The sequence below is a fragment of the Pinisolibacter sp. genome (assembly GCF_036782435.1).
Taxonomy (GTDB): domain Bacteria; phylum Pseudomonadota; class Alphaproteobacteria; order Rhizobiales; family Ancalomicrobiaceae; genus CALBKH01.
In genome coordinates this window covers 44,921-70,327 of sequence record NZ_DAIPZB010000013.1, presented here as the reverse complement: position 1 = coordinate 70,327, position 25,407 = coordinate 44,921, and the positions used below count along the sequence as shown (strand labels likewise).

At 68.7% G+C, this 25,407-nt stretch carries 26 protein-coding genes; 20 read left to right on the top strand and 6 right to left on the bottom strand.

Annotation, left to right across the window (positions count from 1 at the left end; translation table 11 throughout):
* Nucleotides 1-28: 28 nt before the first annotated feature.
* From glgX to modC, 5 genes are all read left to right on the top strand, one after another.
* Nucleotides 29-4,270: a glycogen debranching protein GlgX gene (glgX, locus tag V7Q42_RS07880; RefSeq protein WP_333823390.1), complete on the top strand. Its 4,242-nt coding sequence runs from the start codon at nucleotides 29-31 to the stop codon at nucleotides 4,268-4,270.
* 140 nt (nucleotides 4,271-4,410) lie between these two features.
* Nucleotides 4,411-4,620 carry a TOBE domain-containing protein gene (locus V7Q42_RS07875; protein WP_333823389.1) on the top strand — a complete coding sequence of 70 codons (210 nt, stop codon included), beginning with the start codon at nucleotides 4,411-4,413 and terminating at the stop codon, nucleotides 4,618-4,620.
* 68 nt (nucleotides 4,621-4,688) lie between these two features.
* Nucleotides 4,689-5,486, top strand: a complete 798-nt coding sequence (gene modA / locus V7Q42_RS07870; RefSeq protein WP_333823388.1) for a molybdate ABC transporter substrate-binding protein — start codon at nucleotides 4,689-4,691, stop codon at nucleotides 5,484-5,486.
* Between the two features lie 145 nt (nucleotides 5,487-5,631).
* Nucleotides 5,632-6,318: a molybdate ABC transporter permease subunit gene (gene modB / locus V7Q42_RS07865; protein ID WP_333823387.1), complete on the top strand. Its 687-nt coding sequence runs from the start codon at nucleotides 5,632-5,634 to the stop codon at nucleotides 6,316-6,318.
* On the top strand, nucleotides 6,315-7,421 hold the full coding sequence (gene modC / locus V7Q42_RS07860) for a molybdenum ABC transporter ATP-binding protein (protein WP_333823386.1): 1,107 nt from the start codon (nucleotides 6,315-6,317) through the stop codon (nucleotides 7,419-7,421). The genes modB and modC overlap by 4 nt, the downstream gene beginning before the upstream one ends.
* A 2-nt stretch (nucleotides 7,422-7,423) precedes the next feature.
* Here the strand turns inward: modC and V7Q42_RS07855 are convergent, their stop codons facing one another.
* The 3 genes from V7Q42_RS07855 to tyrS all read right to left on the bottom strand — a co-directional run bounded on the left by V7Q42_RS07855 (nucleotide 7,424) and on the right by tyrS (nucleotide 10,204).
* Nucleotides 7,424-7,849 (bottom strand): winged helix-turn-helix domain-containing protein, encoded by a 426-nt coding sequence (locus V7Q42_RS07855; protein ID WP_333823385.1) that lies wholly within the window; start codon nucleotides 7,847-7,849, stop codon nucleotides 7,424-7,426.
* A gap of 112 nt (nucleotides 7,850-7,961) precedes the next feature.
* Nucleotides 7,962-8,507: a DUF2087 domain-containing protein gene (locus V7Q42_RS07850; protein ID WP_333823384.1), complete on the bottom strand. Its 546-nt coding sequence runs from the start codon at nucleotides 8,505-8,507 to the stop codon at nucleotides 7,962-7,964.
* Nucleotides 8,508-8,923: 416 nt separating this feature from the next.
* On the bottom strand, nucleotides 8,924-10,204 hold the full coding sequence (tyrS, locus tag V7Q42_RS07845) for a tyrosine--tRNA ligase (protein ID WP_333823383.1): 1,281 nt from the start codon (nucleotides 10,202-10,204) through the stop codon (nucleotides 8,924-8,926).
* 107 nt (nucleotides 10,205-10,311) lie between these two features.
* On the opposite strand from tyrS, the gene V7Q42_RS07840 reads away from it, so the two are divergent.
* On the top strand, nucleotides 10,312-11,424 hold the full coding sequence (locus V7Q42_RS07840; RefSeq protein WP_333823382.1) for an anhydro-N-acetylmuramic acid kinase: 1,113 nt from the start codon (nucleotides 10,312-10,314) through the stop codon (nucleotides 11,422-11,424).
* Nucleotides 11,425-11,428: 4 nt separating this feature from the next.
* Nucleotides 11,429-11,866, top strand: coding sequence for a hypothetical protein (locus tag V7Q42_RS07835; protein ID WP_333823381.1), 438 nt, complete (start codon nucleotides 11,429-11,431; stop codon nucleotides 11,864-11,866).
* Here the strand turns inward: V7Q42_RS07835 and dapB are convergent.
* Together dapB and V7Q42_RS07825 are read right to left on the bottom strand one after the other, a co-directional pair.
* Entirely contained in the window at nucleotides 11,856-12,662 is an 807-nt protein-coding gene (dapB, locus tag V7Q42_RS07830) for a 4-hydroxy-tetrahydrodipicolinate reductase (RefSeq protein ID WP_333823380.1), read from the bottom strand. The two genes, V7Q42_RS07835 and dapB, sit on opposite strands and share 11 nt — an antisense overlap.
* A gap of 192 nt (nucleotides 12,663-12,854) precedes the next feature.
* On the bottom strand, nucleotides 12,855-13,511 hold the full coding sequence (locus V7Q42_RS07825) for an alpha/beta hydrolase (protein ID WP_333823379.1): 657 nt from the start codon (nucleotides 13,509-13,511) through the stop codon (nucleotides 12,855-12,857).
* 248 nt (nucleotides 13,512-13,759) lie between these two features.
* On the opposite strand from V7Q42_RS07825, the gene V7Q42_RS07820 reads away from it, so the two are divergent.
* The 9 genes from V7Q42_RS07820 to V7Q42_RS07780 all read left to right on the top strand — a co-directional run bounded on the left by V7Q42_RS07820 (nucleotide 13,760) and on the right by V7Q42_RS07780 (nucleotide 21,859).
* Nucleotides 13,760-14,917 (top strand): cysteine desulfurase family protein, encoded by a 1,158-nt coding sequence (locus V7Q42_RS07820; protein WP_333823378.1) that lies wholly within the window; start codon nucleotides 13,760-13,762, stop codon nucleotides 14,915-14,917.
* 103 nt (nucleotides 14,918-15,020) lie between these two features.
* Complete coding sequence (gene sufB, locus V7Q42_RS07815; protein ID WP_333823377.1) at nucleotides 15,021-16,490, top strand: Fe-S cluster assembly protein SufB; 1,470 nt, start codon at nucleotides 15,021-15,023, stop codon at nucleotides 16,488-16,490.
* A 288-nt stretch (nucleotides 16,491-16,778) separates the two neighbouring features.
* The gene (gene sufC, locus V7Q42_RS07810; protein ID WP_333823376.1) at nucleotides 16,779-17,537 is read left to right on the top strand and encodes a Fe-S cluster assembly ATPase SufC; all 759 of its coding nucleotides are present in this window, start codon (nucleotides 16,779-16,781) and stop codon (nucleotides 17,535-17,537) included.
* Between the two features lie 10 nt (nucleotides 17,538-17,547).
* Nucleotides 17,548-18,879, top strand: a complete 1,332-nt coding sequence (gene sufD, locus V7Q42_RS07805; protein ID WP_333823375.1) for a Fe-S cluster assembly protein SufD — start codon at nucleotides 17,548-17,550, stop codon at nucleotides 18,877-18,879.
* Nucleotides 18,876-20,117, top strand: coding sequence for a cysteine desulfurase (locus V7Q42_RS07800; RefSeq protein WP_333823374.1), 1,242 nt, complete (start codon nucleotides 18,876-18,878; stop codon nucleotides 20,115-20,117). Before sufD ends, V7Q42_RS07800 begins: the two co-directional genes overlap by 4 nt.
* Before the next feature lie 23 nt (nucleotides 20,118-20,140).
* Nucleotides 20,141-20,527 carry an SUF system Fe-S cluster assembly protein gene (locus tag V7Q42_RS07795; protein ID WP_333823373.1) on the top strand — a complete coding sequence of 129 codons (387 nt, stop codon included), beginning with the start codon at nucleotides 20,141-20,143 and terminating at the stop codon, nucleotides 20,525-20,527.
* Nucleotides 20,528-20,539: 12 nt separating this feature from the next.
* Nucleotides 20,540-20,902 (top strand): HesB/IscA family protein, encoded by a 363-nt coding sequence (locus V7Q42_RS07790; protein WP_333823372.1) that lies wholly within the window; start codon nucleotides 20,540-20,542, stop codon nucleotides 20,900-20,902.
* A gap of 153 nt (nucleotides 20,903-21,055) precedes the next feature.
* Entirely contained in the window at nucleotides 21,056-21,391 is a 336-nt protein-coding gene (locus V7Q42_RS07785) for a DUF4258 domain-containing protein (RefSeq protein ID WP_333823371.1), read from the top strand.
* Between the two features lie 18 nt (nucleotides 21,392-21,409).
* Nucleotides 21,410-21,859 carry a transcriptional regulator gene (locus V7Q42_RS07780; protein ID WP_333823370.1) on the top strand — a complete coding sequence of 150 codons (450 nt, stop codon included), beginning with the start codon at nucleotides 21,410-21,412 and terminating at the stop codon, nucleotides 21,857-21,859.
* Between the two features lie 143 nt (nucleotides 21,860-22,002).
* On the opposite strand, the gene V7Q42_RS07775 is transcribed toward V7Q42_RS07780, so the two are convergent.
* Nucleotides 22,003-23,178: a GNAT family N-acetyltransferase gene (locus V7Q42_RS07775; RefSeq protein WP_333823369.1), complete on the bottom strand. Its 1,176-nt coding sequence runs from the start codon at nucleotides 23,176-23,178 to the stop codon at nucleotides 22,003-22,005.
* Between the two features lie 149 nt (nucleotides 23,179-23,327).
* Between V7Q42_RS07775 and V7Q42_RS07770 the strand changes: the two genes are divergently transcribed.
* From V7Q42_RS07770 to V7Q42_RS07755, 4 genes are all read left to right on the top strand, one after another.
* Nucleotides 23,328-23,708 carry a TfoX/Sxy family protein gene (locus V7Q42_RS07770; RefSeq protein ID WP_333823367.1) on the top strand — a complete coding sequence of 127 codons (381 nt, stop codon included), beginning with the start codon at nucleotides 23,328-23,330 and terminating at the stop codon, nucleotides 23,706-23,708.
* 103 nt (nucleotides 23,709-23,811) lie between these two features.
* A complete protein-coding gene (locus V7Q42_RS07765) occupies nucleotides 23,812-24,288 on the top strand; it encodes a peptidylprolyl isomerase (RefSeq protein WP_333823366.1) in 477 nt (158 codons plus the stop codon).
* A gap of 386 nt (nucleotides 24,289-24,674) precedes the next feature.
* Nucleotides 24,675-24,959, top strand: coding sequence for a BrnT family toxin (locus V7Q42_RS07760; RefSeq protein ID WP_333823365.1), 285 nt, complete (start codon nucleotides 24,675-24,677; stop codon nucleotides 24,957-24,959).
* Nucleotides 24,901-25,182 (top strand): BrnA antitoxin family protein, encoded by a 282-nt coding sequence (locus tag V7Q42_RS07755; protein ID WP_333823364.1) that lies wholly within the window; start codon nucleotides 24,901-24,903, stop codon nucleotides 25,180-25,182. The genes V7Q42_RS07760 and V7Q42_RS07755 overlap by 59 nt, the downstream gene beginning before the upstream one ends.
* Nucleotides 25,183-25,407: the final 225 nt, after the last annotated feature.

The following is a 25,407-nucleotide window of genomic DNA, read 5'->3' as shown; positions in this document are numbered from 1 at the left end:
CGCGAGATCCGCGAGGGGGCGGAGCGAGATGATCCATGGCTCGATCGGCCCGGGTTCGCCGGAGCCTCTCGGCGTCGTCCACGACGGCGAGGGTGTCAACGTCGCGGTCGTGTCGGCCCACGGCACGGCGGTCGATTTCTGCATCTTCGACGAGAGCGGTGATCACGAGATCGAACGCATCCGGCTGCCGGAACGCACCGGCGACGTCTGCCACGGCCGCATCGACGGCTTGCCGCCGGAGACACGCTACGGGTTGCGCGTCCACGGACCCTGGGACCCGGAGAAGGGCCACCGGTTCAATCCGGCGAAGCTGCTGGTCGATCCTTATGCGGTGCAACTCGATCGACCGTTCCGTCTCGATCCGACGATCTTCGACCGGCGGGCGAACGGCGCGACCCACGACGACCGTGACAGCGCCGGCGCCGTGCCCAAGGGCATCGTCGAGGCGCCGACGCCGCTCCGGCCGGTGATCCGGCCGAAGTCGCGACCGCGCGACCGGGTGATCTACGAACTGCACGTCAAGGGTTTCACCCGCCTCCATCCCGACGTGCCGCCGGATCTGCGCGGCACCTTCGCCGGTCTCGGCCACCCGGCGGTGGTCGATCATCTCGTCCGCCTCGGTGTCGACGTGATCGAGATCATGCCGATCTGGGCGGGGGTCGACGAGCGCCATCTGGCGCCGCTCGGGCTCTCCAACTACTGGGGCTACAACCCGATCGCTCTCAACGCTCCCGATCCGCGGCTGGCGCCGGGCGGGTGGGGCGAGGTGCGCGAGGCGATCGACGCGCTGCACGACGCCGGCATCTCGGTGATCCTCGACGTGGTGCTGAACCATACCGGCGAGAGCGACCACCTCGGCCCGACGCTGTCGTTCCGCGGCCTCGACAACGCGCTCTACTACCGGCTCGCCGCCGACGATCCGACGCACTACGTCGACGACGCCGGTTGCGGCAACGTGCCGGCGCTCGATCGTCAGGCGGTGATGCGGTTGGGGCTCGACGCGCTCCGCACGGCGGCGCTGCGCGGCGGCTTCGACGGCTTCCGCTACGATCTCGCCACGACGCTCGGGCGCAAGCGCCACGGCTTCGACCCGAATGCGCCGTTCCTCGCGGCGTTGGAACAGGACCCGGTGCTGCGCGGCCTCATCCACGTGGCCGAACCCTGGGACATCGGGCCGGGCGGCTATCGGCTCGGCGCCTTCCCGGCCAATTGGGGCGAGTGGAACGATCGCTGGCGCGACTGCATGCGGCGGTTCTGGCGCGGCGACGAGGCGATGATCGGCGAGGTGGCGACCCGCTTCGCCGGCTCGGGCGACGTCTTCGGCGGCGGGCGGCGGCGGCGGCTCTCGGACTCGGTCAATTTCATCACCGCCCACGACGGCTTCACTCTCGCCGATCTCGTCTCCTATTCGAAGAAGCACAACCGGGCGAACGGCGAGGACGACCGCGACGGCACCGACGCCAACCACTCGTGGAACCACGGGGCGGAGGGCGCCACCGACGATCCGGCGATCCTGGCGGCGCGGGCGCGCGACGTGCGGGCGCTGCTGACCACGCTCCTCGCCTCGCGCGGCACGCCGATGCTCTCGATGGGCGACGAGCTCGGCCGCTCCCAGCAGGGCAACAACAACGCCTACGCCCAGGACAACGAGATCTCCTGGCTCGACTGGAGCCGCGGCGACACCGATCTCTCGGTCTACACGGCGCGGGCGATCGCGCTCCGGCGCGCCCACCCGGCGCTCACCGACGATCGGCCGCTGACCGGCGAACCGGTCGGCGACAGCGGTCTGCCGGACGTCGAATGGACGACGCTCGACGGACATCGCTTCACCGACACCGATTGGCACGATCCGGAGACCTTCCGCGTCGCCGCGGTGTTCGCGGCACAGGGCGACGACGGTGCGATCGATCGAGTGGCGGTGGTCATGTCGCCGGATCCGCGCGTCGCCGTCTTCGTACCGCCGGCGGCGCGGCCGGGTCATCGCTGGCGGCTGGCGCTCGACAGCGCCCATCCCTATCGGGTGACCTCGACCGGCGCCAAGTTCGCCATCGACGGCCGCTCGGTCACGGTGGTGGTCGAAGAGCCGATCCCCGAGGAGGCGCAGGCGAAGCCGGTCGATGCCCATACGCTCGACAAACTGGCCCGCGTCGCCGGGATCGCGGCGGACTGGTGGGATCTCTCCGGCAACGTCACCCGCGTCGGCGACGACACCAAGCGCGCCATCCTGACGGCGATGGGGCTCGCGGCAGAGACGGTGGGCGAGGCGCGCGACAGTCTCGAGCTGTTGCTCTCCGAAACCTGCGATCGGCCGCTGCCGCTCACCCACACGATCTTCGAAGGGCGCCCCTTCGAACTGCCGCTGGGCGGCGATCCGTCACGGGGCCACAGATCCTTCACCCTGACGATCGAAACGGAGGCGGGCGAGACCGCGACGCTCACCGTCCAGCCGGGAGAAGGGCGGATCGAGCGCCACACCACCCGCGACGGGCGCGTCGTCACGCGCAGTCGGGTGCGGTTGCCGGAACTGCCGATCGGGCGGCATCGCGTCCATCTCGATCGACCGGACGTCTCGACCGTGCTCGTGGTCGCTCCGGCGACCTGCCATCTGCCCGAGGCCCTGGCCCATGGGCACCGGCGGTTCGGCGTCGCCGGCCACCTCTATTCCTGGCGCCACGACGGCGACCAGGGGATCGGCGACTTCACCACGCTGCGGCAGGCCGGCGTGTTCGCGGCCGAAGCCGGCGCCTCGACGCTCGGGATCAATCCGATCCATGCGCTCTTCCCGCAGGATCGCGAGCGGGCGAGCCCCTATGCGCCCTCCGACCGACGCTTCCTCGATCCGATCTACATCGACGTGACGCGGCTTCCCGCCGCCCTTCAGGTCGGCGCAGGGCCGGAGGTGGTGCGCACGGCGCTCGAATTCCCGCGGCTGGCGCGGCTCGACCACGTCGACCACTCGGCGGTGTGGGCGGCGAAATCGGCGGTGCTGCGCGCCGCTTTCTCGACCTTCCAGGAGCTCGCCGCCAACCGGCCGAGCGATCCGCTGGTCCTCGACTTCGCCGCCTTCCGGGCGGCGGGCGGGGAGGGGCTCGCCCGCTTCGCCACTTTCGAGGCGATCGCCGCGGTGACCGGGGCGATGTCGTCGAGCGCCTTCCCGGCGGATCTGGCGACGGCGGAAGCCGCCGGCGTCGCCGCCTTCCGCGACAAGCACGCGCGGGCCGTCTCCTGGTCGATGTTCCTGCAGTGGCTCGCCGCCCGGCAGATGAGCGAGGCGGCGCGGCGGTCGCGCGAGGCCGGGCTCGATCTCGGCTTCTATCGCGATCTCGCGGTCGGCTGCGCCCCCGACGGGGCGGAGGCGTGGGGCGCCGGCGCCGGGCTGATGCGCTTCGTCTCGGTCGGCGCGCCGCCGGATCCGCTCGGTCCGGAGGGGCAGGTCTGGTCGCTGCCGCCGCCCAACCCGATCGAATGGGCGCGCAACGGTTTCGCCTCCTTCGCCGAGCTGGTGCGGGCCAACATGGCGCATGCCGGGGCGCTGCGCATCGACCACGTGCTGGGGCTCAGGCGGCTCTTCGTCGTTCCCGACGGGATGCGCGGGCCGCAGGGCGCCTATGTCGACATGCCGCTCGAGGACCTCCTCGGCCAGTTGACGCTGGAGAGCCGGCGGGCCGGATGCGTCGTCGTCGGCGAGGATCTCGGCACGGTGCCGCACGGCTTCCGCGAGCGCATGGCGGAGGCGCGGGTGCTGTCCTATCAGGTGCTGTGGTTCGAGCACGAGGGGCAGAACTTCAAGCCGCCCGAACACTATCCGCCGCTCGGCGCGGCCTGCGTCTCCACCCACGATCTGCCGACGCTGGCCGGCTGGTGGGAGGCGAGCGACATCGCCGAACGCGAGGCGCTCGGGCTTCTCGACGAGGAGGAGGCGGTGCGCCAATCGGCGGCGCGGGTGAAGGAGCGGCGCATCCTGCTCGGCACGCTGGTGCGCGCCGGTCTTCTCGAATACCGCTGGAGCGAGGAGGACCTGCCGGACCACCTGCCCGACGAGGTGTCGGTCGCCGTCCATGCCTGGCTCGGGCGTGCGTCTTCGGCGTTGGCGCTGGTGCAGGCGGACGATCTTTCCGGCGAGGTGGAGCGGCTCAACCTGCCCGGCACCGACCGCGAGCGGCCGAACTGGCGGCGGCGCCTCCATGCGTCGATGGCCGAGATCTTCGCCGACCCGACGGCGCGGGCGATCCTCGAAGGCTTCGCCGGGCGGCGGCGCGACGGGGCGTGAGCCCGGCACCGGCGGTGCGATCTGCTCGAGGGATGGGCGGAGGGGTCGAAATTTCGGGCGTCGGGGACGTCGAGGGGCGGTGGACAGGATGCGCTATATCTGATCAGATATAGCGCATCCGATCGACCGAGGTCCGCGCCATGAAGCTCTCCGCTCGCAACATTCTTCCCGGCACCATCTTCTCCGTCACCAAGGGGACGACCACGGCCCATGTGGTCCTCGAGCTCGCGCCGGGATTGATCGTCACCGCGTCGATCACCAATCAGGCGGTCGACGATCTCGGTCTGGTCGAAGGCCAGCCGGCGTCGGCGATCATCAAGGCCTCCGACGTCATGATCGGCGTCGCGTGAGCGGGGCGGGCGGCGACCCCTCTCGCCGTCCGCTCCTTCCTCGCCATCCCCAGCAAGGATTTCCGACGATGAGTTTCTTCTCCGCTCTCCGCCGCACGGTCGCCGCGACCGGGCTCGGCGCTCTCCTGGTGGTCGCGTCCGTGGCCGGTGAGACCGCCGTCGCGCAGTCGGCCGGGCCGACGGTCTTCGCCGCGGCGTCGCTGAAGACCGCGCTCGATGCGGTCGATGCGGCATGGACGGCGAAGACGGGGAAGACCGTGACGGTCTCCTACGCCTCGTCCTCGGCGCTCGCCAAGCAGATCGAGCAGGGAGCGCCGGCCGACGTCTTCATCTCCGCCGATCTCGATTGGATGGACTTCCTCGACAAGAAGGACCTCGTCCGGCCGGGCACGCGCTCCGATCTCGTCGCCAACGCGCTGGTGCTGATCGCGCCTGCCGGCACCACCGCCGGCATCGACATAGCCCCCGGCTTCCCACTCGCCGCGGCGATCGGCGACGGCAAGCTCGCCACCGGCGACGTGCGCTCGGTGCCCGCCGGGAAATACGCCAAGGCGGCGTTGACGGCGCTCGGCGTCTGGGGCGAGGTCGAGCCGAAGATCGCCGGCACCGAGAACGTCCGCGTGGCGCTGGCGCTGGTGGCGCGCGGCGAGGCGAAATACGGCATCGTCTACGCCACCGACGCCAAGTCCGAACCCAAGGTGGCGGTGGTCGGCGTCTTCCCGGCCGGCACCCATCCGCCGGTGGTCTATCCGGTGGCGATCACCAAGGAGGCGACTTCGCCGGCGACCGCCGAATATCTCGCCTTCCTGAAGGGCCCGGAGGCTGCCAAGATCTTCGCCGATCAGGGCTTCACCCCGGTGAAGTGATACGGAATTCGGACGGTCTCATCCGAATTCCGTATTCCCCTCATCGAAAAGGGCCCGTCGAAACAGAGGCTTTTTCGATGAATCGGATCCGGCGTCGCGCAGCGATCCGCCGGATCCCGTATGAAGCGAGAGAGGGTCGGGCGAGGTGTTCTCCGCGGAAGAATGGACGGCGATCCAGCTGTCGCTGAAGGTCGGGGGCATCGCCACGGTGGTGGCGGTGCCCTTCGCGGTGGCGGTCGCCTGGGTGTTGGCGCGACGCGACTTCTGGGGCAAGTCGCTTCTCGACGGCGTCGTGCACCTGCCGCTGGTGTTGCCACCGGTGGTCACCGGCTATGCGCTGCTGCTGCTCTTCGGCCGACGCGGTGTCTTCGGCGCCTTCCTCGCCGACCATCTCGGCCTCGTCTTCTCCTTCCGCTGGACCGGCGCGGCGCTCGCCGCCGGGATCATGGGCTTCCCGCTGATGGTGCGGGCCATCCGGCTGTCGATCGAAGCGATCGACGTGCGGGTCGAACAGGCCGCCGCCACGCTCGGCGCGCCGCCGCTCTGGGTCTTCGCCACGGTGACGCTGCCGCTCGCGGTGCGCGGCATCGTCGCCGGCGCGGTGCTCGCCTTCGCCAAGGCGCTCGGCGAATTCGGCGCCACCATCACCTTCGTCTCCAACATCCCCGGACAGACGCAGACCATCCCCTCCGCCATCTATGCGCTGACCCAGACGCCCGGGGGCGAGGCGGGAGCTCTGAAACTGTCGTTGGTCGCGGCGGCGATCGCGCTCGGCGCGCTGGTGATCTCCGAGGTCGCGGTGCGGCGGGCGCGGCGGGGGGTGGCGGCATGATCTCGGTCGCGGTGAAACTGGCGCGGCGCGACTTCGCCCTCGACGTCGCCTTCGAGGGGCGCGCCGGGGTGACCGGTCTCTTCGGCCCCTCGGGTTGCGGCAAGACGACGGTGATCCGGCTGATCGCCGGGCTCGAATGTCCCGACGAGGGCCGCATCGTCCTCGGCGACCGGGTGCTCGCCGACACGGTCGCCGGGGTGCGCCTGCGGCCGCATCGTCGGCGCATCGGCCTCGTCTTCCAGGACGCGCAGCTCTTTCCCCATCTCGACGTGGCGACCAATCTCGCCTACGGCCGCTTCTTCACGCCGAAAGCGGCGCGGCGGATCGGTCGCGACGCGGTGGTCGAGGTGCTCGGCATCGGCCATCTGATGAAGCGGCGGCCGGCGACGTTGTCGGGTGGCGAGAAGCAGCGGGTGGCGATCGGCCGGGCGCTGCTCACTTCGCCCGATCTGTTGCTGATGGATGAACCGCTGGCGGCGCTCGACGACCAGCGCAAGCTGGAGATCCTGCCGTTCATCGAACGGCTGCGCGACGAGTTCGGCATTCCGATCGTCTACGTCAGCCATTCGGTCGAGGAGGTGGCGCGGCTCGCCACGACGGTGGTCCGGCTCGATCACGGAAAGGTGGCGCGGATCGGCACGCCGGCCGAGGTGCTGGCGCCGACGGCGCTCGCTCCGGCGGCCGGCCGCTTCGAGGCGGTCTCGGTGCTGACGGGCGAGGTGGGGCGGGTCGATCCCGACTACGGGCTCTCCTTCGTCGACCATCCGGCCGGGCGGATCGTCGTGCCGGGGCTCCTGCCCACGATCGGCTCGGACGTGCGGGTGGCGATCCGCGCGACCGAGGTGACGCTGTCGCTGGCGCGGACCCATCAGGTCAGCGTGCGCACGGCGCTGGCGGGCCGAGTGATCCGGGTCGACACCGATCACGGACCCTTCGCGCTGGTGACGCTCGAACTCACAGGCGGCGACCGGCTGCACGCCTATGCGACGCGGCTCGCCGTCGACGACCTGGGGCTCGACGCCGGCGACGAGGTGCAGGCGCTGATCAAGGCGGTGTCGATCGACGAACGCGCCGTACCGGGCCTGCGGGTCGTCGCCGATTGAGATCAGCGCTCGGGGAGCGGTGCGTCGAGATCGGCGAAACGCGCCTCGACGGGGCCGAGTTCCTCGGCGATCGCCTCGCGCGTTCTCGCCTCGATGCGGCGGAAGGCGGCGACGACCTCGCGGCCGAGATCGGTCAGATGCGCCCCGCCACCACCGGCGCCGCCCGCCGCGGTGGCGACCAGCGGTTCGGTGAACATGCGATTGGCCTCGTCGATGAGGATCCAGGCGCGGCGATAGCTCATGCCCATGGTGCGACCGGCGCCGCTGATCGACCCGGTGGCGGCGATCGCCTCCAGGAGATCGATCTTGCCGGGGCCGAGCTTGTGACCGGCGCCGAGGACGAGCCGCAGTCTGAGCCGGGCGCGCACGAGGGGGCCGTCGGAGGGGGCGGGGCGTTCGTCGGCGAGAACGACGACCTTGTCGGACATGGGGAGCTTCCGCTGCTTCGGCTCGGCGATGAGGTGTCGCCCGACCCTAGCACCGGATCGCGATCCATCGAAGGGTCGGATGCGGGGAGAGGGGTGTCTCCCCGCATCGCGGTCACGACCGGGTGCGTCGGCCGACGAGACGGATCGCTTCCCGCGCTTCGGCCGGTGGTGCCTTTTCGATGCGGCGGTATTCGCGGCCGTCGATCGTCCGGCGCATCAGGCCGTTGTCGACCAACTCGCGCCGCAGCAGCGCATGGTCGCCGAAGAGATGTTCGGCACCGAGGCGCCGGTTGACCTCGCGTTCGTGCATGACCCGATCGGCCGGCAGGCGCGACCACATCACCCACAGGCAATCCGGCCGATGGCTCGCTTTTCCGGGCCAGCGGATCAACTTGCCCGCCTCGTCGAAATAGCGAGCGATGCGGGCGAGGCGGACCATGTCGACCGGCACGGTCGGCGGTGGTGGGGTCTCGAGCTTCTCGCGGTCCTCCGCCTGGGCGCGGAAATGCTGGAAGTTCGAGAAGCCGACGCCGCGCGCCAGCATGTTCAGCCAATCGACGTGACCGGGGGCGCCGTCGTGGTCCGCCGACTGGCGGGCGAGCGAACGGGCGAGCGCGGAGATGTCGCTCGTGGCGAAGGGCAGGGGCGTTCTGGACATCGCTCTTCCTCGTGCGATGTGCCGCAGGGGTCCTGAGGACTGCCGGTGGTCGCCCTTGCCGACGCGGCACGACGAGAAGGCGTGTCGAGTGCGGAGATGATGGCAGGTTGAGCTTGCCCCGTGAGGGGTGGCGACGCCTCGGTGAACTGCCGACCGAGGGTGTTCATACGCCGGGGAGGGGAGCGATTTCAAGGCGGAGGTGAACGGCGAGGGCCATCCTGTGACGTCGACCACTGGTGGACGCGAGACGTGTGGGGGAGGGACGTCGCTCCCGATTCTCGGCCGTCGTCCCCGGCGAGCCCGAAGGGCGAGGGAAGGGGACCCAGCGACGTTTCGGTTCGGCGAGACGCCGCCTGGATCCCCTTCCCCTCCGCTTCGCTCCGGCCGGGGATGACGGCCTCAATTCGCTTGTCGGATCACTCCCAATCCCCTCCGTCCGGGATCGGGCCCAAATTCACCGGCTTCAGCAGCACGTGCTTCTTCTTGCCCTGGGAGAGCTTGATCACGCCGTCGACGAGGTCGGCGGCGGTGAGCGTCAGGCGCTCGTCGGCGACCGGGACGTCGTTGACCTTGACTGCGCCGCCCTGGACCGCCCGGCGGGCTTCGCCGTTGGAGGCGGCGAGGCCGGCGCGGACGAAGGCAGCGAGGACGCCGAGGCCGGCGGAAAGCTCGGCGGTGGGGATCTCGACCGTCGGCAGCGTCGCGGCGAGCGCGCCTTCCTCGAAGGTCTTGCGCGCCGTCTCGGCCGCCTGATCGGCCGCGGTGCGGCCGTGGACGAGGGCGGTGACCTCGGTCGCCAGGATCTTCTTGGCTTCGTTGATCTCGGCCCCGCCCAGCGCAGCGAGGCGGGCGATCTCGTCCATCGGCAGCTTGGTGTAGAGCTTGAAGAAGCGGCCGACGTCGGCGTCCTCGGTGTTGCGCCAATACTGCCAGTAGTCGTAGGGGCTGAGCATGTCGGGCTCGAGCCAGATCGCGCCGGAGGCGGTCTTGCCCATCTTGCCGCCCGACGAGGTGGTGAGTAGCGGCGAGGTCAGCGCGTAGAACTGCGCCCGCTCCATCTTGTGGCCGAGATCGATGCCGTTGACGATGTTGCCCCACTGATCCGAGCCGCCCATCTGCAGGATGCAGCCGGTGCGGCGGTGGAGCTCGACGAAGTCGTAGCCCTGCAGGATCATGTAGTTGAACTCGAGGAAGCTCAGCGACTGCTCGCGGTCGAGGCGCAGCTTGACCGAGTCGTAGCTGAGCATCTTGTTGACCGAGAAGTGGCGGCCGACATCGCGCAGGAACTCGACGTAGTTGAGGTGGCGCAGCCAGTCGGCGTTGTTGATCATCAAGGCTCGGCCGCCGTCGAAGTCGAGGAACTTCGAGAACACCCGCTTGATGCCCTCCAGGTTCCGGTCGATGTCCTCGACGGTGAGGAGCTTGCGCGCCTCGTCCTTGAACGACGGATCGCCGATCATGGTGGTGCCGCCGCCCATCAGGGCGATCGGCCGATGACCGGTCTCCTGCATCCAGTGCAGCATCATGATCTGGATCAGCGAGCCGGCGTGGAGCGAGGGGGCGGTCGCGTCGAAGCCGATATAGGCGGTGATCGGACCCTTGGCGCAGGCTTCGTCGAGACCTGCCGGATCGGAGATCTGGTGGATGAAGCCGCGCTCGGAGAGCACGCGCAGGAAATCGGACTTGAACGCGGTCATGATCGGCGGAACCCTATAGGATGCGGGGCCTCGAGAGGCCGGCGTCGGCTCATAGCATCTCGCGGAGCCGATCGCACCCCCCGATGCGGGCGAAGGACGAGGCGAGGATGGCTGGACAACGCTTGGCGATCGGTCTGATGAGCGGCACGTCGATGGACGGCGTCGACGTGGCGGCGATCGAGACCGACGGGCGCACCGTCACACAGTTCGGGCCGACGCTGTTCCGGCCCTATTCGGAGAGTGAACGCGCGGCGATCCGCGTGGCGGTCATGGAGGCGCCGACCATCGCCCGACGATCCGAACGACCGGCGGAATTCGTCCTCGCAGAACGGGTGGTGACCGAGGCGCACGTCGACGCGGTGAAGGCGTTCTTCGCGACCTACGGTCTCTCGTCCCTCGACGTCGCGGTGATCGGCTTCCACGGCCAGACGGTGCTCCACGCCCCGGGGCGGGGGATCACGGTGCAGCTCGGCGACGGGTTGGCGCTCGCCCGGGCGATCGGCGCGCCGGTGGTCTACGACTTCCGCGCCGCCGACGTGGCGGCGGGCGGCGAGGGAGCGCCGCTGGTGCCGATCTATCACGCCGGGCTGGTGGCGAAATCCGATCTGCCGCGGCCGGTGGCGGTGCTCAACGTCGGCGGGGTGGCGAACCTCACCTTCGTCGGCGACGGCGGCGAGGGCGATCTCCTCGCCTTCGACTGCGGTCCCGGCAACGCGCTGATCGACGACTGGTGCCTCGAAAGGACCGGGCAGCCGGTCGACGAGGACGGCCGTCTGGCGGCGAAGGGGCGGGTCGACGAGGACGTGCTGGCGCGGCTCCTCGCCCATCCGTTCTTCGACGCGCCGCCGCCGAAGTCGCTCGATCGCAACGCCTTCTCGCGCGCCGCGGTGGAAGGCCTCTCGACGGCCGACGGGGCGGCGACGCTCACCGCCTTCACCGCGGCGGCGGTGGCGGCCGGGCTGCGGCTCTTGCCCGAGATGCCGCGGACCCTGGTGGTCGCCGGCGGCGGGGCGCACAATCCGACACTGATGGGGATGATCGTAGAGCGCACCAACGTGCCGGTGACGACGGCGAGCGCCGTCGGCTGGTCGACCGACTTCCTCGAGGCGCAGGCCTTCGCCCATCTCGCGGTGCGCCACCTCGAGGGGTTGCCGCTGTCCTTCCCCGGGACGACGGGGGTGAAGGAACCGACCTGCGGCGGCGTGACGGCGAGGGCGTGAGGTGATGAATCCGTTTCGCACCTTCCGCGCCCTGCGCGACATCGCCACCCGCCGCCCGATCCTGGTCGGCATCGTCGGTCTCGGGCTCCTCGGCGAAGCGGGGCGCGTCCTCGACGCGATCGACCTCGGCGAACCGGTGCGAATCTTCGGCCATCTGAGCTCCGAGCTGTGGCAGGCCTCGGAGGAGGAGCAGTGGCTCACGGCCTATGCCGGCTGGGTCGGGTTCTGCGGGATGGTGCTTCTCTGGCTCGCCATCTCGGGGTGGCGATCGCCGCGTCCGGGTGGCGCGGCGGCACTGCGACCGTCGCCACCGGTCCGCTCCGAGACGGCGAAGCCGAACGGCTCGCCGCGCGCCGTGAAAGCGGCGGCTTCCGGCGCCGGCGGTGCGGTGGTGTGGCGGCGCAAGGTCGCGGAGGTTCGTCCGAACCGTCTCAGCCGATGAGGCTCTCCATGCCGCGCGTCAGGCCGACGCGCTCGACCACCTTGCGGGCGGCGAGCAGCGTGCCGCCGACGTAAGGGGCGGCGGAGGAGCCGGCGTCGTGGCGGATGACGAGGCGTTCCTCGGGGGCGCCGAAGATCGCCTCGCAGGAGAGCACGAAGGACGGCATCCGCACCGAGTGGATCTGGATCGGCGTCGGCCGGGCGACGGTGGCGCCGCGCGTCTCCTTCAGGCCGGTCAGTTCGTCGACCGGCTTGGACGTGCCGGGGCGGCGGATGGCGGAGAGCGCCTCGGCGAGTTCGCGTCCGGTGCCCGAAGGGACATCCGGCTTGGCCGGCGAGGCGTAGTCGATGATCTCGACATCGGCGACGAGGCGGGCGGCCTCGAGGGCGAATTTCCGCAGAAGCGTCGCGGTGATCGAGAAATTGCCGGCGGCGATGACGCCGCGGCCGGCGGCCTTCGCGGCGGTGTCGATCTCCTCGTAGTCGTCGGCGGTCAATCCCGAGGTGCCGATCACCACGTGGCGGCCGCTCGCCAGCGCGGTCAGCGCATGGCCCTTCACGACATGCGGCTTGGTGTAGTCGATCACCACGTCGGAGGCGACGGCGAGCGCCTCCTCGAGGGTGGCGGTGAGGGTGACGCCGGTCGGCGCGAGCCCGCTCGCCAGCCCCGCGTCCTCGCCGGCACGGGAGCGGGCGACGGCGCCGACGAGGTCGAGATCGGGTGCGGCGGTGATCGCGGCGACGAGAGCGCGGCCGACCCAGCCGGTGGCGCCGGCGACGACGAGGCGAAGGGGCATGGAGGTCTCCTCGATGGTTCGAGGGGCGATCTTGGCGCGCGCGCCGCCGCGGCGCCATCCAAATCCCCTGATCGATCCTTCAAGCGGATCGACGGGTGGAGGAGCGCTCGCCCGTATGCCGCCCGAAAACGGCGACGGCGGCGGACGGCACCGTCCACCGCCGTCGAGGTCGCGTTCTTCGGACTGCTTCGCTCAAACCGTCTCGTTGGCCATGGCGAGGCGCATGTCGACGTAGGACTCGCAGTGGCCCATCAGCTCTTCGACCTTGTTCTCGAAGAAGTGGTTCGCCCCTTCGACGATCTTCTGGTCGATGACGATGCCCTTCTGGGTCTTGAGCTTGTCGACCAGCGTCTGGATGTCCTTCTGAGGCACCACCTTGTCGACGTCGCCGTGGATGATCAGGCCGGACGACGGGCAGGGGGCGAGGAAGGAGAAGTCGTGCAGGTTGGCCGGCGGGGCGATCGAGATGAAACCCTCGATCTCCGGGCGGCGCATCAGCAGTTGCATGCCGATCCAGGCGCCGAAGGAGAAGCCGGCGATCCAGCACGAGCGGGCGTCGGGGTGGATGGTCTGGGCCCAATCGAGGGCGGCGGCGGCATCCGAGAGTTCACCGGCGCCGTGATCGAAGGCGCCTTGAGAGCGGCCGACGCCACGGAAGTTGAAGCGCAGCACGGCGAAGCCGCGCTTGGCGAACATGTAGAACAGCTGATAGGCGATCTGATTGTTCATCGTCCCGCCGAACTGCGGATGGGGATGAAGAATCAGCGCGATCGGCGCGTTGCGCACCTTGGCGGGCTGGAAGCGCCCCTCGATGCGACCGGCCGGTCCGTTGAAGATCACCTCGGGCATGGGTAGGATCGACCTCGCGATCGGGGCGAGCAGCGTATGCGGCGCTCCGGCGGTTCGCCGAAGGGTGCCGAGAGGCGCCCGTCCCCTGGGATGGAGTGGTGGCGCGACGGAGGGGATCCGTCGTGGGTCGCCACTGTTACCACGACCCGGGGGGCGAATTTCAAGCAAATCCGACACGAGGGGAGGAGGGCCGCGATCGGCGCGGGACTTCGCGTCTCCTGTCCCTAGGGAAGACGAACGGAACGACGGTGCCGACGACGCAGCGCCTCCACTTCGATCACAACGCCGGTGCGCCGGTGCTCGAGGCCGCACTCGACGCGGCGGTGGCGGCGGCGCGGGCCGGGGGCAATCCGTCGTCGGTTCACGCCGAAGGCCGGGCGGCGCGCGGGCGGATCGAAACGGCATGCGAGGAGGTGGCGCTGCTCGCCGGCGTGGCGCCGGCGCGGGTGGTCTTCACCTCGGGAGCGACGGAAGCCAATGTCACGGCGCTGACGCCGAGGCTCACGGTCGGGCGCGACGAGATCGTCGTCGACCGGCTGCTGGTCGGGGCGACGGAGCATCCGTCGGTGCTCTCCGGCGGGCGCTTTCCGCCCGATCGGGTGGAGCGGCTGCCGGTCGACGGCGACGGGGTGCTGCGGCTCGACCGCCTCGGCGAGCGGCTCGAACGGGCGACGCACGACGGCGAGCAGGTGATGGTCGCCGTCCAGCTCGCCAATTCGGAGACCGGGGTGATCCAGCCGGTGGCCGAGATCGCTCGGTTGGTGCGAGCGGCGGGGGGCTTCAGCCATTGCGACGCTGTGCAGGGGGCGGGCCGACTGCGGCTCGACGATCCGGGGCTCGACGTCGATACGATGGCGCTCTCGGCCCACAAGATCGGCGGATTGCCGGGGACGGGCGCGCTGATCCTGCGCAATCCGGAGGTACTGCCGGCGGCGCTGATCCCGGGATCGCAGGAGGCGAACCGGCGCGGTGGCACCCATGCGACGCCCGGAATCGCCGCTTTCGGCGTGGCGGCGGCGCAGGCGCGACGGCACCTACGCGAAATCGCGTATGTTTCAGAGCTGCGGGACTGGTTGGAAGCCGAGCTACGCTCTATATCTTCCAATGCGAATGTGTTCGGCGCCGCGGCGCGGCGGATCGCCAACACATCGATGATCGCGGTTCCGGGCGTCTCGGCCGAGACGGCGGTGATCGCCTTCGACCTCGAGGGTGTGGCGATCTCGGCCGGTTCGGCCTGCTCTTCGGGCAAGGTCGGGCCGAGCCATGTGGCCGAGGCGATGGGGCTTCCGGCGGACGTCGTCCGCTCCGGGCTCCGGATCTCCATCGGTCCCGGGACCACCCGAGAGGAAGCCGAGCGCTTCGTCGCGGTGTGGGCGCGGGTGATGGGCCGGCTCGCACGAAAGTGAGGTCGATCGGAGAAAATCCTTCGACCGCGAACGGAATTGCGATTAGGTTGGAATCCTTCTCGAACCCACGGGCCTTGAACCCGCGCTGTGAAGAGAGAAACACATGGCTGCAGTGAAAGAGACGGTCGACCAGGTCCGGGCGATCGACGTTGACCAGTACAAGTACGGCTTCGAGACCGACATCGAGTCGGAGCGCGCCCGCAAAGGGCTCGGCGAAGACGTCATCCGCTTCATCTCCGCGAAGAAGAACGAGCCCGAGTGGATGCTCGAATGGCGGCTCGACGCCTACAAGCGTTGGCTGACCATGGAGGAGCCGACGTGGGCGCGGGTGCACTACCCGCAGATCGACTTCCAGGACATCTACTATTACGCTGCGCCGAAATCGACGCCGGGGCCGAAGAGCCTCGACGAGGTCGATCCGGAGCTGCTCAAGACCTACGAGAAGCTGGGCATTCCGCTCCGGGAGCAGGCGGTGCTGGCGGGCGTCGAAGGCGCCAAGGTGGCGGTCGACGCGGTCTTCGACTCGGTCTCGGTGGTCACCACCTTCCGCGAGGAATTGTCGAAGCACGGCATCATCTTCTGCTCGATCTCCGAAGCGATGCGTGAGCATCCGGATCTGGTGAAGAAGTACCTCGGTTCGGTCGTGCCGGTCACCGACAACTATTATGCCACCCTCAATTCGGCGGTCTTTTCGGACGGCTCCTTCGTCTACATCCCGGAAGGGGTGCGCTGTCCGATGGAACTCTCCACCTACTTCCGCATCAACGAGAAGAAGACCGGTCAGTTCGAGCGCACGCTGATCATCGCCGAGAAGGGCTCCTACGTGAGCTATCTCGAGGGCTGCACCGCGCCGCAGCGCGACGAGAACCAGCTCCATGCCGCGGTGGTCGAACTCGTCGCCATGGAAGACGCCGAGATCAAGTACTCGACCGTCCAGAACTGGTATCCCGGCGACAAGGACGGCAAGGGCGGCATCTACAACTTCGTCACCAAGCGTGGCGATTGCCGGGGTGATCGCTCGAAGATCTCGTGGACGCAGGTGGAGACCGGCTCGGCCATCACCTGGAAGTACCCGAGCTGCATCCTGCGCGGCGACGACTCGAAGGGCGAGTTCTACTCGATCGCGGTGTCGAACGGCCGTCAGCAGGTCGACAGCGGCACCAAGATGATCCACCTCGGCAAGCGCACCTCGAGCCGGATCATCTCCAAGGGCATCTCGGCCGGCCACTCGCAGAACACCTACCGCGGTCAGGTGAAGGTCAATCGCAAGGCCGACGGGGCGCGCTCCTTCACCAACTGCGACAGCCTGCTCATCGGCCACGACTGCGGCGCCCACACGGTGCCCTATCTCGAGAGCGGCAATCCCCGCGCCAAGGTCGAGCACGAGGCGACCACGTCGAAGATCTCCGACGACCAGCTGTTCTACTGCATCTCCCGCGGGCTCGACCCGGAGGAGGCGGTGGCGCTGATCGTCAACGGCTTCGTCCGCGACGTGCTGCAGCAGCTGCCGATGGAATTCGCGGTGGAAGCGCAGAAGCTGATCGGCGTGAGCCTCGAAGGCTCGGTGGGGTAGGAGCCCGGGGAGGGATGCCTCTCCGGCGACCGGCGCCTCCCTTCTCCCCGCGCGGGAGAAGGTGCCCCGAAGGGGCGGATGAGGGGGCGCCGCGAAGCGGCAGGAAGCGTTTCCCGGATGCCGAGGTTCGCGGAGAGGTCCAGACCCCTCATCCGGCCTTCGGCCACCTTCTCCCGCAAGGGGAGAAGGATTTGCAGTTCGCGGCCCGCTCGATCCGCCACATCGGCGTGAGCGCGGGCGATGAAGTGAGATCGAAGGCCGAAAGGCCGTACGAAACGGAACGATACGATGCTCGAGATCAAGAACCTGCATGCCGAGATCGAGAATGAAGGGCGCGAGATCCTGCGCGGGCTCGACCTCGTGGTGAAGTCCGGCGAGGTCCACGCCATCATGGGGCCGAACGGGGCGGGCAAGTCGACCCTCTCCCACGTGCTCGCCGGCAAGCCCGGCTACCGCGTCACCGACGGCGCGGCGATGCTCGACGGCGTCGACATCCTCGACATGGATCCGTCGCTGCGTGCGGCCAACGGCGTCTTCCTCGCCTTCCAGTATCCGGTGGAGATCCCCGGCGTCGCCAACATGACCTTCCTCAAGGCGGCGCTCAACGCCCAGCGCAAGGCGCGTGGGCAAGACGAGATCTCGACCCCGGACTTCATGCGTCTCGTCCGCACCGAGGCCGGCAAGCTCAAGATCACCCAGGACATGCTCAAGCGCCCGGTCAACGTCGGCTTCTCCGGCGGTGAGAAGAAGCGCAACGAGATCCTGCAGATGGCGATCCTGCAGCCGAAGCTGTGCATCCTCGACGAGACCGACTCGGGCCTCGACATCGACGCGCTGAAGGTCGTCTCCGACGGCGTCAACGCGCTCAGGGCGCCGAACCGCTCGTTCATCGTCATCACCCATTATCAGCGCCTCCTCGACCACATCCGCCCGGACGTCGTCCACGTCCTCTCCAAGGGGCGGATCGTGAAGACCGGCGGGCCGGAACTGGCGCTCGAACTCGAGGCGAAGGGCTATGCCGACTACGCTTCGGAAGAAGCGGCGTGAGGGGGCGGCGATGAACCTGGTACTCGCTCCCGATCGACGGCGGACGAAGGCCGAGGAGGCGCTGGAAGCGGCCTTCCGGCGGATCGACGCCGAATTGCCGGATCTCGACCGCGAGACGGCCTTCGCACGGTTCGCCGCGCAGGGCCTGCCGCATCGTCGCGTCGAGGCCTATCACTTCACCGACCTGCGCTCGATGTTGGCGAGCGCCCCGGAGCCGGCCGCTCGGCCGTCGCTCGACGCGGCTCGGGCAGCGCTCGGCGCCGACGTCTTCGCCGCCGTGAAACCGGCGCGGGCGGTGTTCGTCGACGGCTGGTTCGTCGCCGATCTCTCCGATCTCGCCGGGCTGGGTGACGGCGTGAGCGTTGCGACGCTCGCCGCGACGATGGCGTCGGACGGGGCGGTCCGCGGTCTCGGGGCCCGGGTGGCGCCGGGGACGGCGGCGGAGACCGATCCGCTTGTCAGCCTCGTCTCAGCCTTCTTCTCCGACGGTCTGGTGCTGCGCGTCGCCGACGGGGCGACGATGGCGCGGCCGCTGGAGATCCGTCACGTGTCGACCGGGGTCTCGGCCTCGGCCTTCGTGCGTCATCTCGTCGAGGTGGGCGAGGGGGCGTCGGCGACGGTGCTCGAGAGCCACGAGAGCCCGGAAGGCTCGGTCGTTCACGCCCATACGCTGGTCGAGATGACCGTCGCCGCGAAGGCGAAGGTCACCTGGGTCGATCGGCAGCGCGAGAGCCACGACGGCGCGCGCTTCTCGACCCTGGCGGTGGCGATCGGCGATCACGCCGCGCTCGATCACACGGTGGCGACTCTCGGGGCGAAGATCGCCCGTACCCAGGTCTTCGCGACGCTCGGCGCCCACGCCGACTTGCAGACGCGCGGTGCGACGCTCGCCAAGGGTCGGACCCATGCCGATGCGACGCTGGTGGTCGAACACGTCGGTCCCGGTGCGACCAGCCGCGAACTCTACAAGTCGGCGGTCGACGACGAGGCGACCTCGGTCTTCCAGGGCCGCATCACCGTGCAGCCGGCGGCGCAGCAGACCGACGGACGGATGGGGGCGCACGCGGTGCTGCTCTCCGACCGGGCCGAGGCCAAGGCCAAGCCGGAGCTCGAGATCTTCGCCGACGACGTCGCCTGCGCCCACGGTGCGACGGTGGCCGAGATCGACGAGACGCTGAAGTTCTATCTGATGAGCCGCGGCATCCCGGCCGACGAGACCGAGCGGCTGCTCATCCACGCCTTCCTCGGCGAGGTCACCGACGCCATCTCGGACGAGGGCGTGCGCACCGCGATCGAGGGCGAGATCGACGGCTGGATCGACGCGCGGGGGAATCGGCCATGAACGCTCCGACCACCGACCTCGGCACCTACGATGTCGAGAAGATCCGGGCGGATTTCCCGATCCTTTCGACCACGGTCCACGGCAAGCCGCTCGTCTACCTCGACAACGGCGCTTCGGCCCAGAAGCCGCGAGCCGTCATCGACGAGATGGTCGACGTGATGGAGCACCGCTACGCCAACGTCCATCGCGGCCTGCACCATCTCGCCAATGCGGCGACCGAGGCCTACGAGGGGGCGCGCGAGATCGTCCGCCGCTTCCTCGGCGCGGCGTCGTCCGACGAGATCATCTTCACCAAGTCGACCACCGAAGGCATCAACCTCGTCGCCAATTCGCTGGGTCAGTCGATCCAGCCGGGCGACGAGATCGTGCTGTCGATCCTCGAGCACCACTCCAACATCGTGCCCTGGCATTTCCTCAGGGAACGGCGCGGCGCGGTGATCAAGTGGGCGCCGGTGGCCGAGGACGGCTCCTTCCTGATGGAGGAGTTCGAGAAGCTGCTCGGGCCCAGGACCAAGATCGTGGCGATGACGCAGATGTCGAACGTCACCGGCACGGTCGTGCCGGTGAAGGCGGTCTGCGAGAAGGCCCACGCCGTCGGCGCCAAGGTGCTGATCGACGGCTCCCAGGCCGCCGTCCATCTGCCGGTCGACGTCAAGGACATCGGCTGCGATTTCTACGTCATCACCGGCCACAAGCTCTACGGGCCGACCGGCATCGGCGCGGTCTATGGGCGTTACGATCTCCTCGCCTCGATGCCGCCGTTCCTCGGTGGCGGCGAGATGATCAAGGACGTGACCGAGGAGATGGTGACCTACGGCGAACCGCCGCATCGTTTCGAGGCCGGTACGCCGCCGATCATCGAGGCGGCCGGGCTCGGCGCGGCGCTCGCCTACATGGAGAGCGTCGGGCGCGAGCGGATCGCGGCGCACGAGGCGAAGCTCGCGGCCTATGCCCACGAGCGGCTCGGCTCGCTCAACTCGGTCAAGATCTTCGGTACCGCGCCGGGCAAGGGGGCGATCGTCGCCTTCGAAATGGCCGGAGCGCACGCCCATGATGTCGCGACGATCCTCGATCGCTACGGAATCGCGGTGCGCGCCGGCACGCATTGCGCCCAGCCGCTCCTGAAGCGCTATGGCGTCAGTTCGACGTGCCGGGCGTCCTTCGCCATGTACAACCGCCTCGACGAGGTCGACCGTCTGGTCGAAGGCCTCGCCAAGGCCCAGGACTTCTTCGCCTGACCCGCTCCCCGAGGATCGAACCCATGGAAGCCTACGATACTCATTTCACCGAAGGTCCGGCGAAGGTGGCGACGTCCGGCGGCTCGGCGATCCCGCCGGAGGAGCTGGAGCGGCTGACCCAGGACATCGTCGGGGCGCTGAAGACGGTCTACGACCCGGAGATCCCGGCCGACATCTACGAGCTCGGCCTGATCTACAAGGTCGACATCGACGACGATCGCAACGTCGCGGTGGAGATGACGCTGACGGCGCCGGGTTGTCCGGTCGCCGGCGAGATGCCCGACTGGGTGCAGAACGCCATTCGCGCGGTCCACGGCATCAACGAAGTGACGGTGAACCTCGTCTTCGATCCGCCGTGGACGCAGGATCGTATGTCCGACGAAGCGCGCATCGCGCTCGACATGTACTGAGAGGAGAGTGCCATGGGTCTCTTCGGTGGAATGCCGGTGGTGAAGCTCACCGACGCGGCGGTCGCCCGTCTGAGGTCGATCGTCGCCGGCTCGGCGACGCCGATCGCCGGTCTGCGCCTCGGCCTCGACAAGGGCGGCTGCGCCGGCATGACCTACAAGATCGAGATGGTGACCGACCCCGACCCGAAGGACGACGTGGTCGAGCAGGACGGCGTCAAGGTCTACATCGCACCGGAGGCGACGCTCTATCTCCTCGGCACCACGGTCGATTTCAAGACCGACAAGATGCAGTCCACCTTCACCTTCGAGAACCCCAACCAGGTCTCCGCCTGCGGCTGCGGTGAATCGGTGTCGCTGGAAGCGGCGAAAGTGTGAGGGTAGGGGATAATCGCCAACGCAATCTGCGCGGGCATATTCCGTATATAAAATCTGTGGCAATATCGCCGCATCGAACCTTGATTTCACCATGTTCGACTCCGATATCTGGTGTCGGACTTATCATGGTGATAAGTTCATGCGGACGGAATGATGCCGAACCCGACGAAACAGCCATGGAGCCGAGCCGAGGCGACACGCAACATCCAAGTTTTGGCTCGTTCGCCGGAACTGCGTCTCGCCTATACGGATCATGCGAAGATGCGCATGGCCGATAGAGACATGGTGATCGGCGACGTGCTTTGGGTCCTGAAAGAAGGATTCGTCCACCGAGATCCCGAACCTTCGACGCAGCCCGGGTTGTTCAAGTACCACCCGGAAAACAGGTCGCCGAATTCGGGAAATCGAATGGTTCGTGTCGTCGTGATCCCTGATCCGGCGAAGTCGTGGATGAAAATCGTCACGGTGATGTGGGTCGACGAGACCTGACATCATTGGGAGAAGGGAATGAGCGTTTACCGTTACACGGAATCCGGCCTCGACAACGTGTTCATCGAGGGCGTCAGCTTCGTCACCGACGATGCGGGAGAAACCTGCATCACCGTGCCGAACATCAACGGCCTGCACAAGGCGATCGCTACCGGAATCGTCCGCCAGAAGGCGGGTATGACCGGTCGCGAAATGCGATTCCTGCGCACCGAGATCGGCCTGACCCAGGCCGAACTGGCGGTCATCGTACATCGTGAAGCCCTCGCGATCAGTCGTTGGGAACGTGGAGAGTTCCCGATCGACAGCAACGCGGAGGCGCTGATCCGGCTGTTCGCTGCCCAGAGGCTCGAACTCGAATCGATCGATGTGAAGGATGTGACCGGCTGGTGTATTCCGAGCGCCGAAACGCCGCCGATCGTCATCGACGGTTCCGACCCGAGCAATTACGTGCTGAAGGCGGCTGCCTGAAGCGACCATCGAATGGTCGGATCGGAAGATCCATATCTGAAACGCTGGCTTCGAGACTTGCGGGCGCAAGCCCCCCCTCGTCGTCCCATGCACGGCAACAGGCTCGTCGGCAACGACGGGCCTGTTCCTTTTCGCGACCCGCCTCACCCCCGCCCGAGCAGGCGATAGAGGCGGGCTCGAAATTCGGGGTGGCGGCGCAGCCGGGCGCGGAGGGCGCGGCGGGTGGCGCGGTCGATGACTGCGGCGAGGCCGAAGGGGGTGGCGGCGCGGTCGTATTCGTAGAGCGGCGAGGGCTCGCCGCCGAAGCGACGCTTGTAGGGATGTTCGCCGGGCCCGAGGTCGAAGAGGCCGCTGCGGCTGGCGACGTGATCCTCGAGCACCGAGGCGACGGCGATCATGCCGGGCGAGTAGGCTTGGAGACCGGTGCCGTCGTCGCTCGCCATCAAGGTGCCGTGGAAGTGTCCGGCGCGGGCGAGGCCGTGGACCATGGCGACGGTGCGCTCGCCGAGGACCACCTCCCAGACCACCGCGCTGCCGTCCGCCAGACCGCCGGCGACGATCGTCCGGTAGAAGGCGCGCACGTCGGGCTGGTCCAGACTCTCGCGGCGACCGTCGCGACCGGCCTTGGCCGCCCTCAGCGTGAAGGCGAAATCGAGCAGATCCGCGGCGCGGACCGGATCGTCGACGCGACGGATGGCGCCGCCCTCGCGGTCGAGTTTGCGGCGTTTGCGGCCGCTCTCCTTCATCGCCGGGAGATCGGTCGCCGGCCGCCTCGCCGGGTCGTAGACCATGGTGACGACGTTCATCTCCCTCACGCCCGGCCAATCGGCGAGGGGATTGGGGTGGCCCTCGACCGTCTTCGGCATCTTGGCGAGGAGGAGGGCGTCGTGGCCGGGCAGGGCGGCGAGGATCGCCCGGCGCAACGCTTCGGCGCGTCCGCCCGAGAGATCGAGCTCGCGATGCCAGATCGGGGCGTTGTGGTCGATCAGGCCGAAGTCGGGGAAACCGACGCGGCGGGCCAGGAGCGAGCGGGTGCGGGTGAGCCCGAGCGACAGCACGTGGCGGCCGTCGGCGGCGTAGACCTCGACGACGAAGGGGCGGGCGCCGAAGGCCGGAGCGAGATCGCACAGGAGCGGGCGGGCGACCGTCGCCGCCTGGAAGGCGGTGGCGATACCGTCTCGCTCCAGGGTTCGCCAGCGGCTCCACAGCGCCGCGTCGGCTACGTTGAAGGTGGCGACGGCGCGGAAGGCACCATCGGCGACATTCGCGGGGCCGTTCTCTTTCGGAGCGGGACGATCGCTCGTCGAAGTCATGGGCATCGGGTGTCGTCGGTGATTCTGGAGCCTCAGTTTCGCCTCTCGGAGCGCGGGAGACAAATCGGCCCCGTGACGGTTGCCGGCGCGAGCCGGTCGGATCACCATGGCGGTGCGCAGCGGTGGGGGCCCGTGCCGATCGCGCCGGAGGGGACATGGCCGACATCGAATTCCTGAAGGAGCTGTGCGCGCCGCTCGGCCCCGTCGTCTTCAAGAAGATGTTCGGCGGTTGGGGGGTGATGTACGAGGACCGAATGTTCGGCCTCGTCGCCTACGACACCCTCTATTTCAAAGTGGACGACGAGACCTCGCCGCGCTTCGAGGAACGGGGGCTCGAGCGCTTCACCTACGTCACCAAGGACGGGCGGCGCACGGTGATGAGCTACGCGCGGGCGCCGGAGGAGGTGTTCGACGACCCGGATGCCTTCGTCGACTGGGGGCGGGCGGCGATCGGCGCGGCGATGCGCTCGGCGGTGGCGGCGAAAGCGCCGAAGCGGCGGGCGGCGAAAGGGCGGAAGCCGCCGGAGGCGACGTGATCGGCGGTTGCCCTCGCGGCGGTTTCGGTCGATAAGGGGCGACTTTCCGGGGTCGACGGCCCCGGGTTTTCGACCACGATCTCATTCCCAAGGACACGCGCCGATGGCCGATCTCGATCCGGAAAACACCCTCGTCATCGAAACCACCCAGGGCAAGGTGGTCATCGCCATGCGCCCCGATCTGGCGCCGGGCCACGTCGCCCACATCAAGAAGCTGGCGCGCGAGGGGTTCTACGACGGCATCGTCTTCCATCGCGTCATCGAGGGCTTCATGGCACAGACCGGCTGCCCGCGCGGCACCGGCACCGGCGGCTCGAAGTATCCGGACCTGAAGGCGGAGTTCAACGCCGAGCCGCACGTCCGCGGCACCGCCTCGATGGCCCGCGCCCAGAACCCCAACTCGGCCAACTCGCAGTTCTTCATCTGCTTCGACGACGCCCGCTTCCTCGACCGCCAGTACACGGTGTGGGGCAAGGTCGTGGAAGGCATGGAGAACGTCGACAAGATCAAGCGCGGCGAGCCGGTGATGAACCCCGACAAGATGCTGTCGGTGAAGGTCATGGCCGACATCCAGGGCTGATCCACCCATCCACGACGATGTTCCACGGCCGGGCCTCGCGCCCGGCCGTTTTCGTTCGTCCGTCCGATTGTACCAGAAGCCGGAGGTGTCGAAGCACCCGGCCTTCGACGACACGCGAATTACTCATCTGTATCAGCGGCATGAGAAATTCGCGTCAGGAATACCATCGGTCATTTTCGATGGCCGACGGTATGACGCTTCGACCGAGGGATGCGGCGCGGAGCGGTTGTTGCTACCGACGTGCCCAAAAATAGCGGTGGTTGCAAACTGCAATCTTGCGGTGAATTGTTCCGCACGAGTCACGGGGCGTTCGCAGGCGGGCGGACGATCGGTCTCGACGCTCGGTCGCCGCGGCGGCGCCGAGGCTCGTGAGCGGGGCAGGGGAGATGCGGTTCGAATGGGACGAGGCCAAGCGCGGGCGGGTGCTGGCGGAGCGAGGGATCGACTTCGCCGCGGCGGGAGAGGTCTTCGACGGGCTCCACTTCGATCTCGCCGGAGAGGGCAGGCAGGCGGAGCGCATGACGACTTTCGGCTTCCTCGGCGATCGGCTGGTGGCGCTCACCTGGGTGGCGCGACCCGGTATCCGCCGGATTCTCGCGATGAGATACGCCCATGAACGTGAACCGCGACGCTTCGAAGACGCCTTCCGGCGCATGGACCGACCCCGATGATCCGCCGGAATGGTCGGACGAGATGTTCGAGCGGGCCGAACTCTACATCGGCTCGACGCTGATCCGCCGGGGGCGAGGGGACGCGTCGCCAACCAAGGTGACGGTGGGACTGCGCCTGTCGGCCGACGTGGTGGCGCGGTTCCGGGCGACGGGTCGCGGCTGGCACGCCCGCATCGACCGGGCGCTGCGAGACTGGCTCGCGGATCACCCCGACGCCGTCTGATACCGAACCGACGAAATCCCGTCTCGTACCGACGTGGACTCTGCGAAGGCGCTCGCATCCGGTCCTCTCCCCCCTTGTGGGGGAGAGACGGAGAGAGGGGTCACGAAGTCTCCTCGGATGCCGAGTCGGCGGATCGGCTGCGCACCCCTCTCCCTGTCCCTCCCCCACAAGGAGGGAGGGGACGGCGGAGCACCGACCTTCGAAACAGAAACGCCTCCCAGAGGG

Coding starts and splice junctions, on each gene's coding strand:
- glgX (WP_333823390.1), top strand. CDS start 29: ATGATCCATGGCTCGATCGGCCCGGGTTCGCCGGAGCCTCTCGGCGTC.
- V7Q42_RS07875 (WP_333823389.1), top strand. CDS start 4,411: ATGAAGCTCTCCGCTCGCAACATTCTTCCCGGCACCATCTTCTCCGTC.
- modA (WP_333823388.1), top strand. CDS start 4,689: ATGAGTTTCTTCTCCGCTCTCCGCCGCACGGTCGCCGCGACCGGGCTC.
- modC (WP_333823386.1), top strand. CDS start 6,315: ATGATCTCGGTCGCGGTGAAACTGGCGCGGCGCGACTTCGCCCTCGAC.
- V7Q42_RS07855 (WP_333823385.1), bottom strand. CDS start 7,849: ATGTCCGACAAGGTCGTCGTTCTCGCCGACGAACGCCCCGCCCCCTCC.
- V7Q42_RS07850 (WP_333823384.1), bottom strand. CDS start 8,507: ATGTCCAGAACGCCCCTGCCCTTCGCCACGAGCGACATCTCCGCGCTC.
- tyrS (WP_333823383.1), bottom strand. CDS start 10,204: ATGACCGCGTTCAAGTCCGATTTCCTGCGCGTGCTCTCCGAGCGCGGC.
- V7Q42_RS07840 (WP_333823382.1), top strand. CDS start 10,312: ATGGCTGGACAACGCTTGGCGATCGGTCTGATGAGCGGCACGTCGATG.
- V7Q42_RS07835 (WP_333823381.1), top strand. CDS start 11,429: ATGAATCCGTTTCGCACCTTCCGCGCCCTGCGCGACATCGCCACCCGC.
- dapB (WP_333823380.1), bottom strand. CDS start 12,662: ATGCCCCTTCGCCTCGTCGTCGCCGGCGCCACCGGCTGGGTCGGCCGC.
- V7Q42_RS07825 (WP_333823379.1), bottom strand. CDS start 13,511: ATGCCCGAGGTGATCTTCAACGGACCGGCCGGTCGCATCGAGGGGCGC.
- sufB (WP_333823377.1), top strand. CDS start 15,021: ATGGCTGCAGTGAAAGAGACGGTCGACCAGGTCCGGGCGATCGACGTT.
- sufC (WP_333823376.1), top strand. CDS start 16,779: ATGCTCGAGATCAAGAACCTGCATGCCGAGATCGAGAATGAAGGGCGC.
- sufD (WP_333823375.1), top strand. CDS start 17,548: ATGAACCTGGTACTCGCTCCCGATCGACGGCGGACGAAGGCCGAGGAG.
- V7Q42_RS07800 (WP_333823374.1), top strand. CDS start 18,876: ATGAACGCTCCGACCACCGACCTCGGCACCTACGATGTCGAGAAGATC.
- V7Q42_RS07795 (WP_333823373.1), top strand. CDS start 20,141: ATGGAAGCCTACGATACTCATTTCACCGAAGGTCCGGCGAAGGTGGCG.
- V7Q42_RS07790 (WP_333823372.1), top strand. CDS start 20,540: ATGGGTCTCTTCGGTGGAATGCCGGTGGTGAAGCTCACCGACGCGGCG.
- V7Q42_RS07785 (WP_333823371.1), top strand. CDS start 21,056: ATGCCGAACCCGACGAAACAGCCATGGAGCCGAGCCGAGGCGACACGC.
- V7Q42_RS07780 (WP_333823370.1), top strand. CDS start 21,410: ATGAGCGTTTACCGTTACACGGAATCCGGCCTCGACAACGTGTTCATC.
- V7Q42_RS07775 (WP_333823369.1), bottom strand. CDS start 23,178: ATGCCCATGACTTCGACGAGCGATCGTCCCGCTCCGAAAGAGAACGGC.
- V7Q42_RS07770 (WP_333823367.1), top strand. CDS start 23,328: ATGGCCGACATCGAATTCCTGAAGGAGCTGTGCGCGCCGCTCGGCCCC.
- V7Q42_RS07765 (WP_333823366.1), top strand. CDS start 23,812: ATGGCCGATCTCGATCCGGAAAACACCCTCGTCATCGAAACCACCCAG.
- V7Q42_RS07760 (WP_333823365.1), top strand. CDS start 24,675: ATGCGGTTCGAATGGGACGAGGCCAAGCGCGGGCGGGTGCTGGCGGAG.
- V7Q42_RS07755 (WP_333823364.1), top strand. CDS start 24,901: ATGAACGTGAACCGCGACGCTTCGAAGACGCCTTCCGGCGCATGGACC.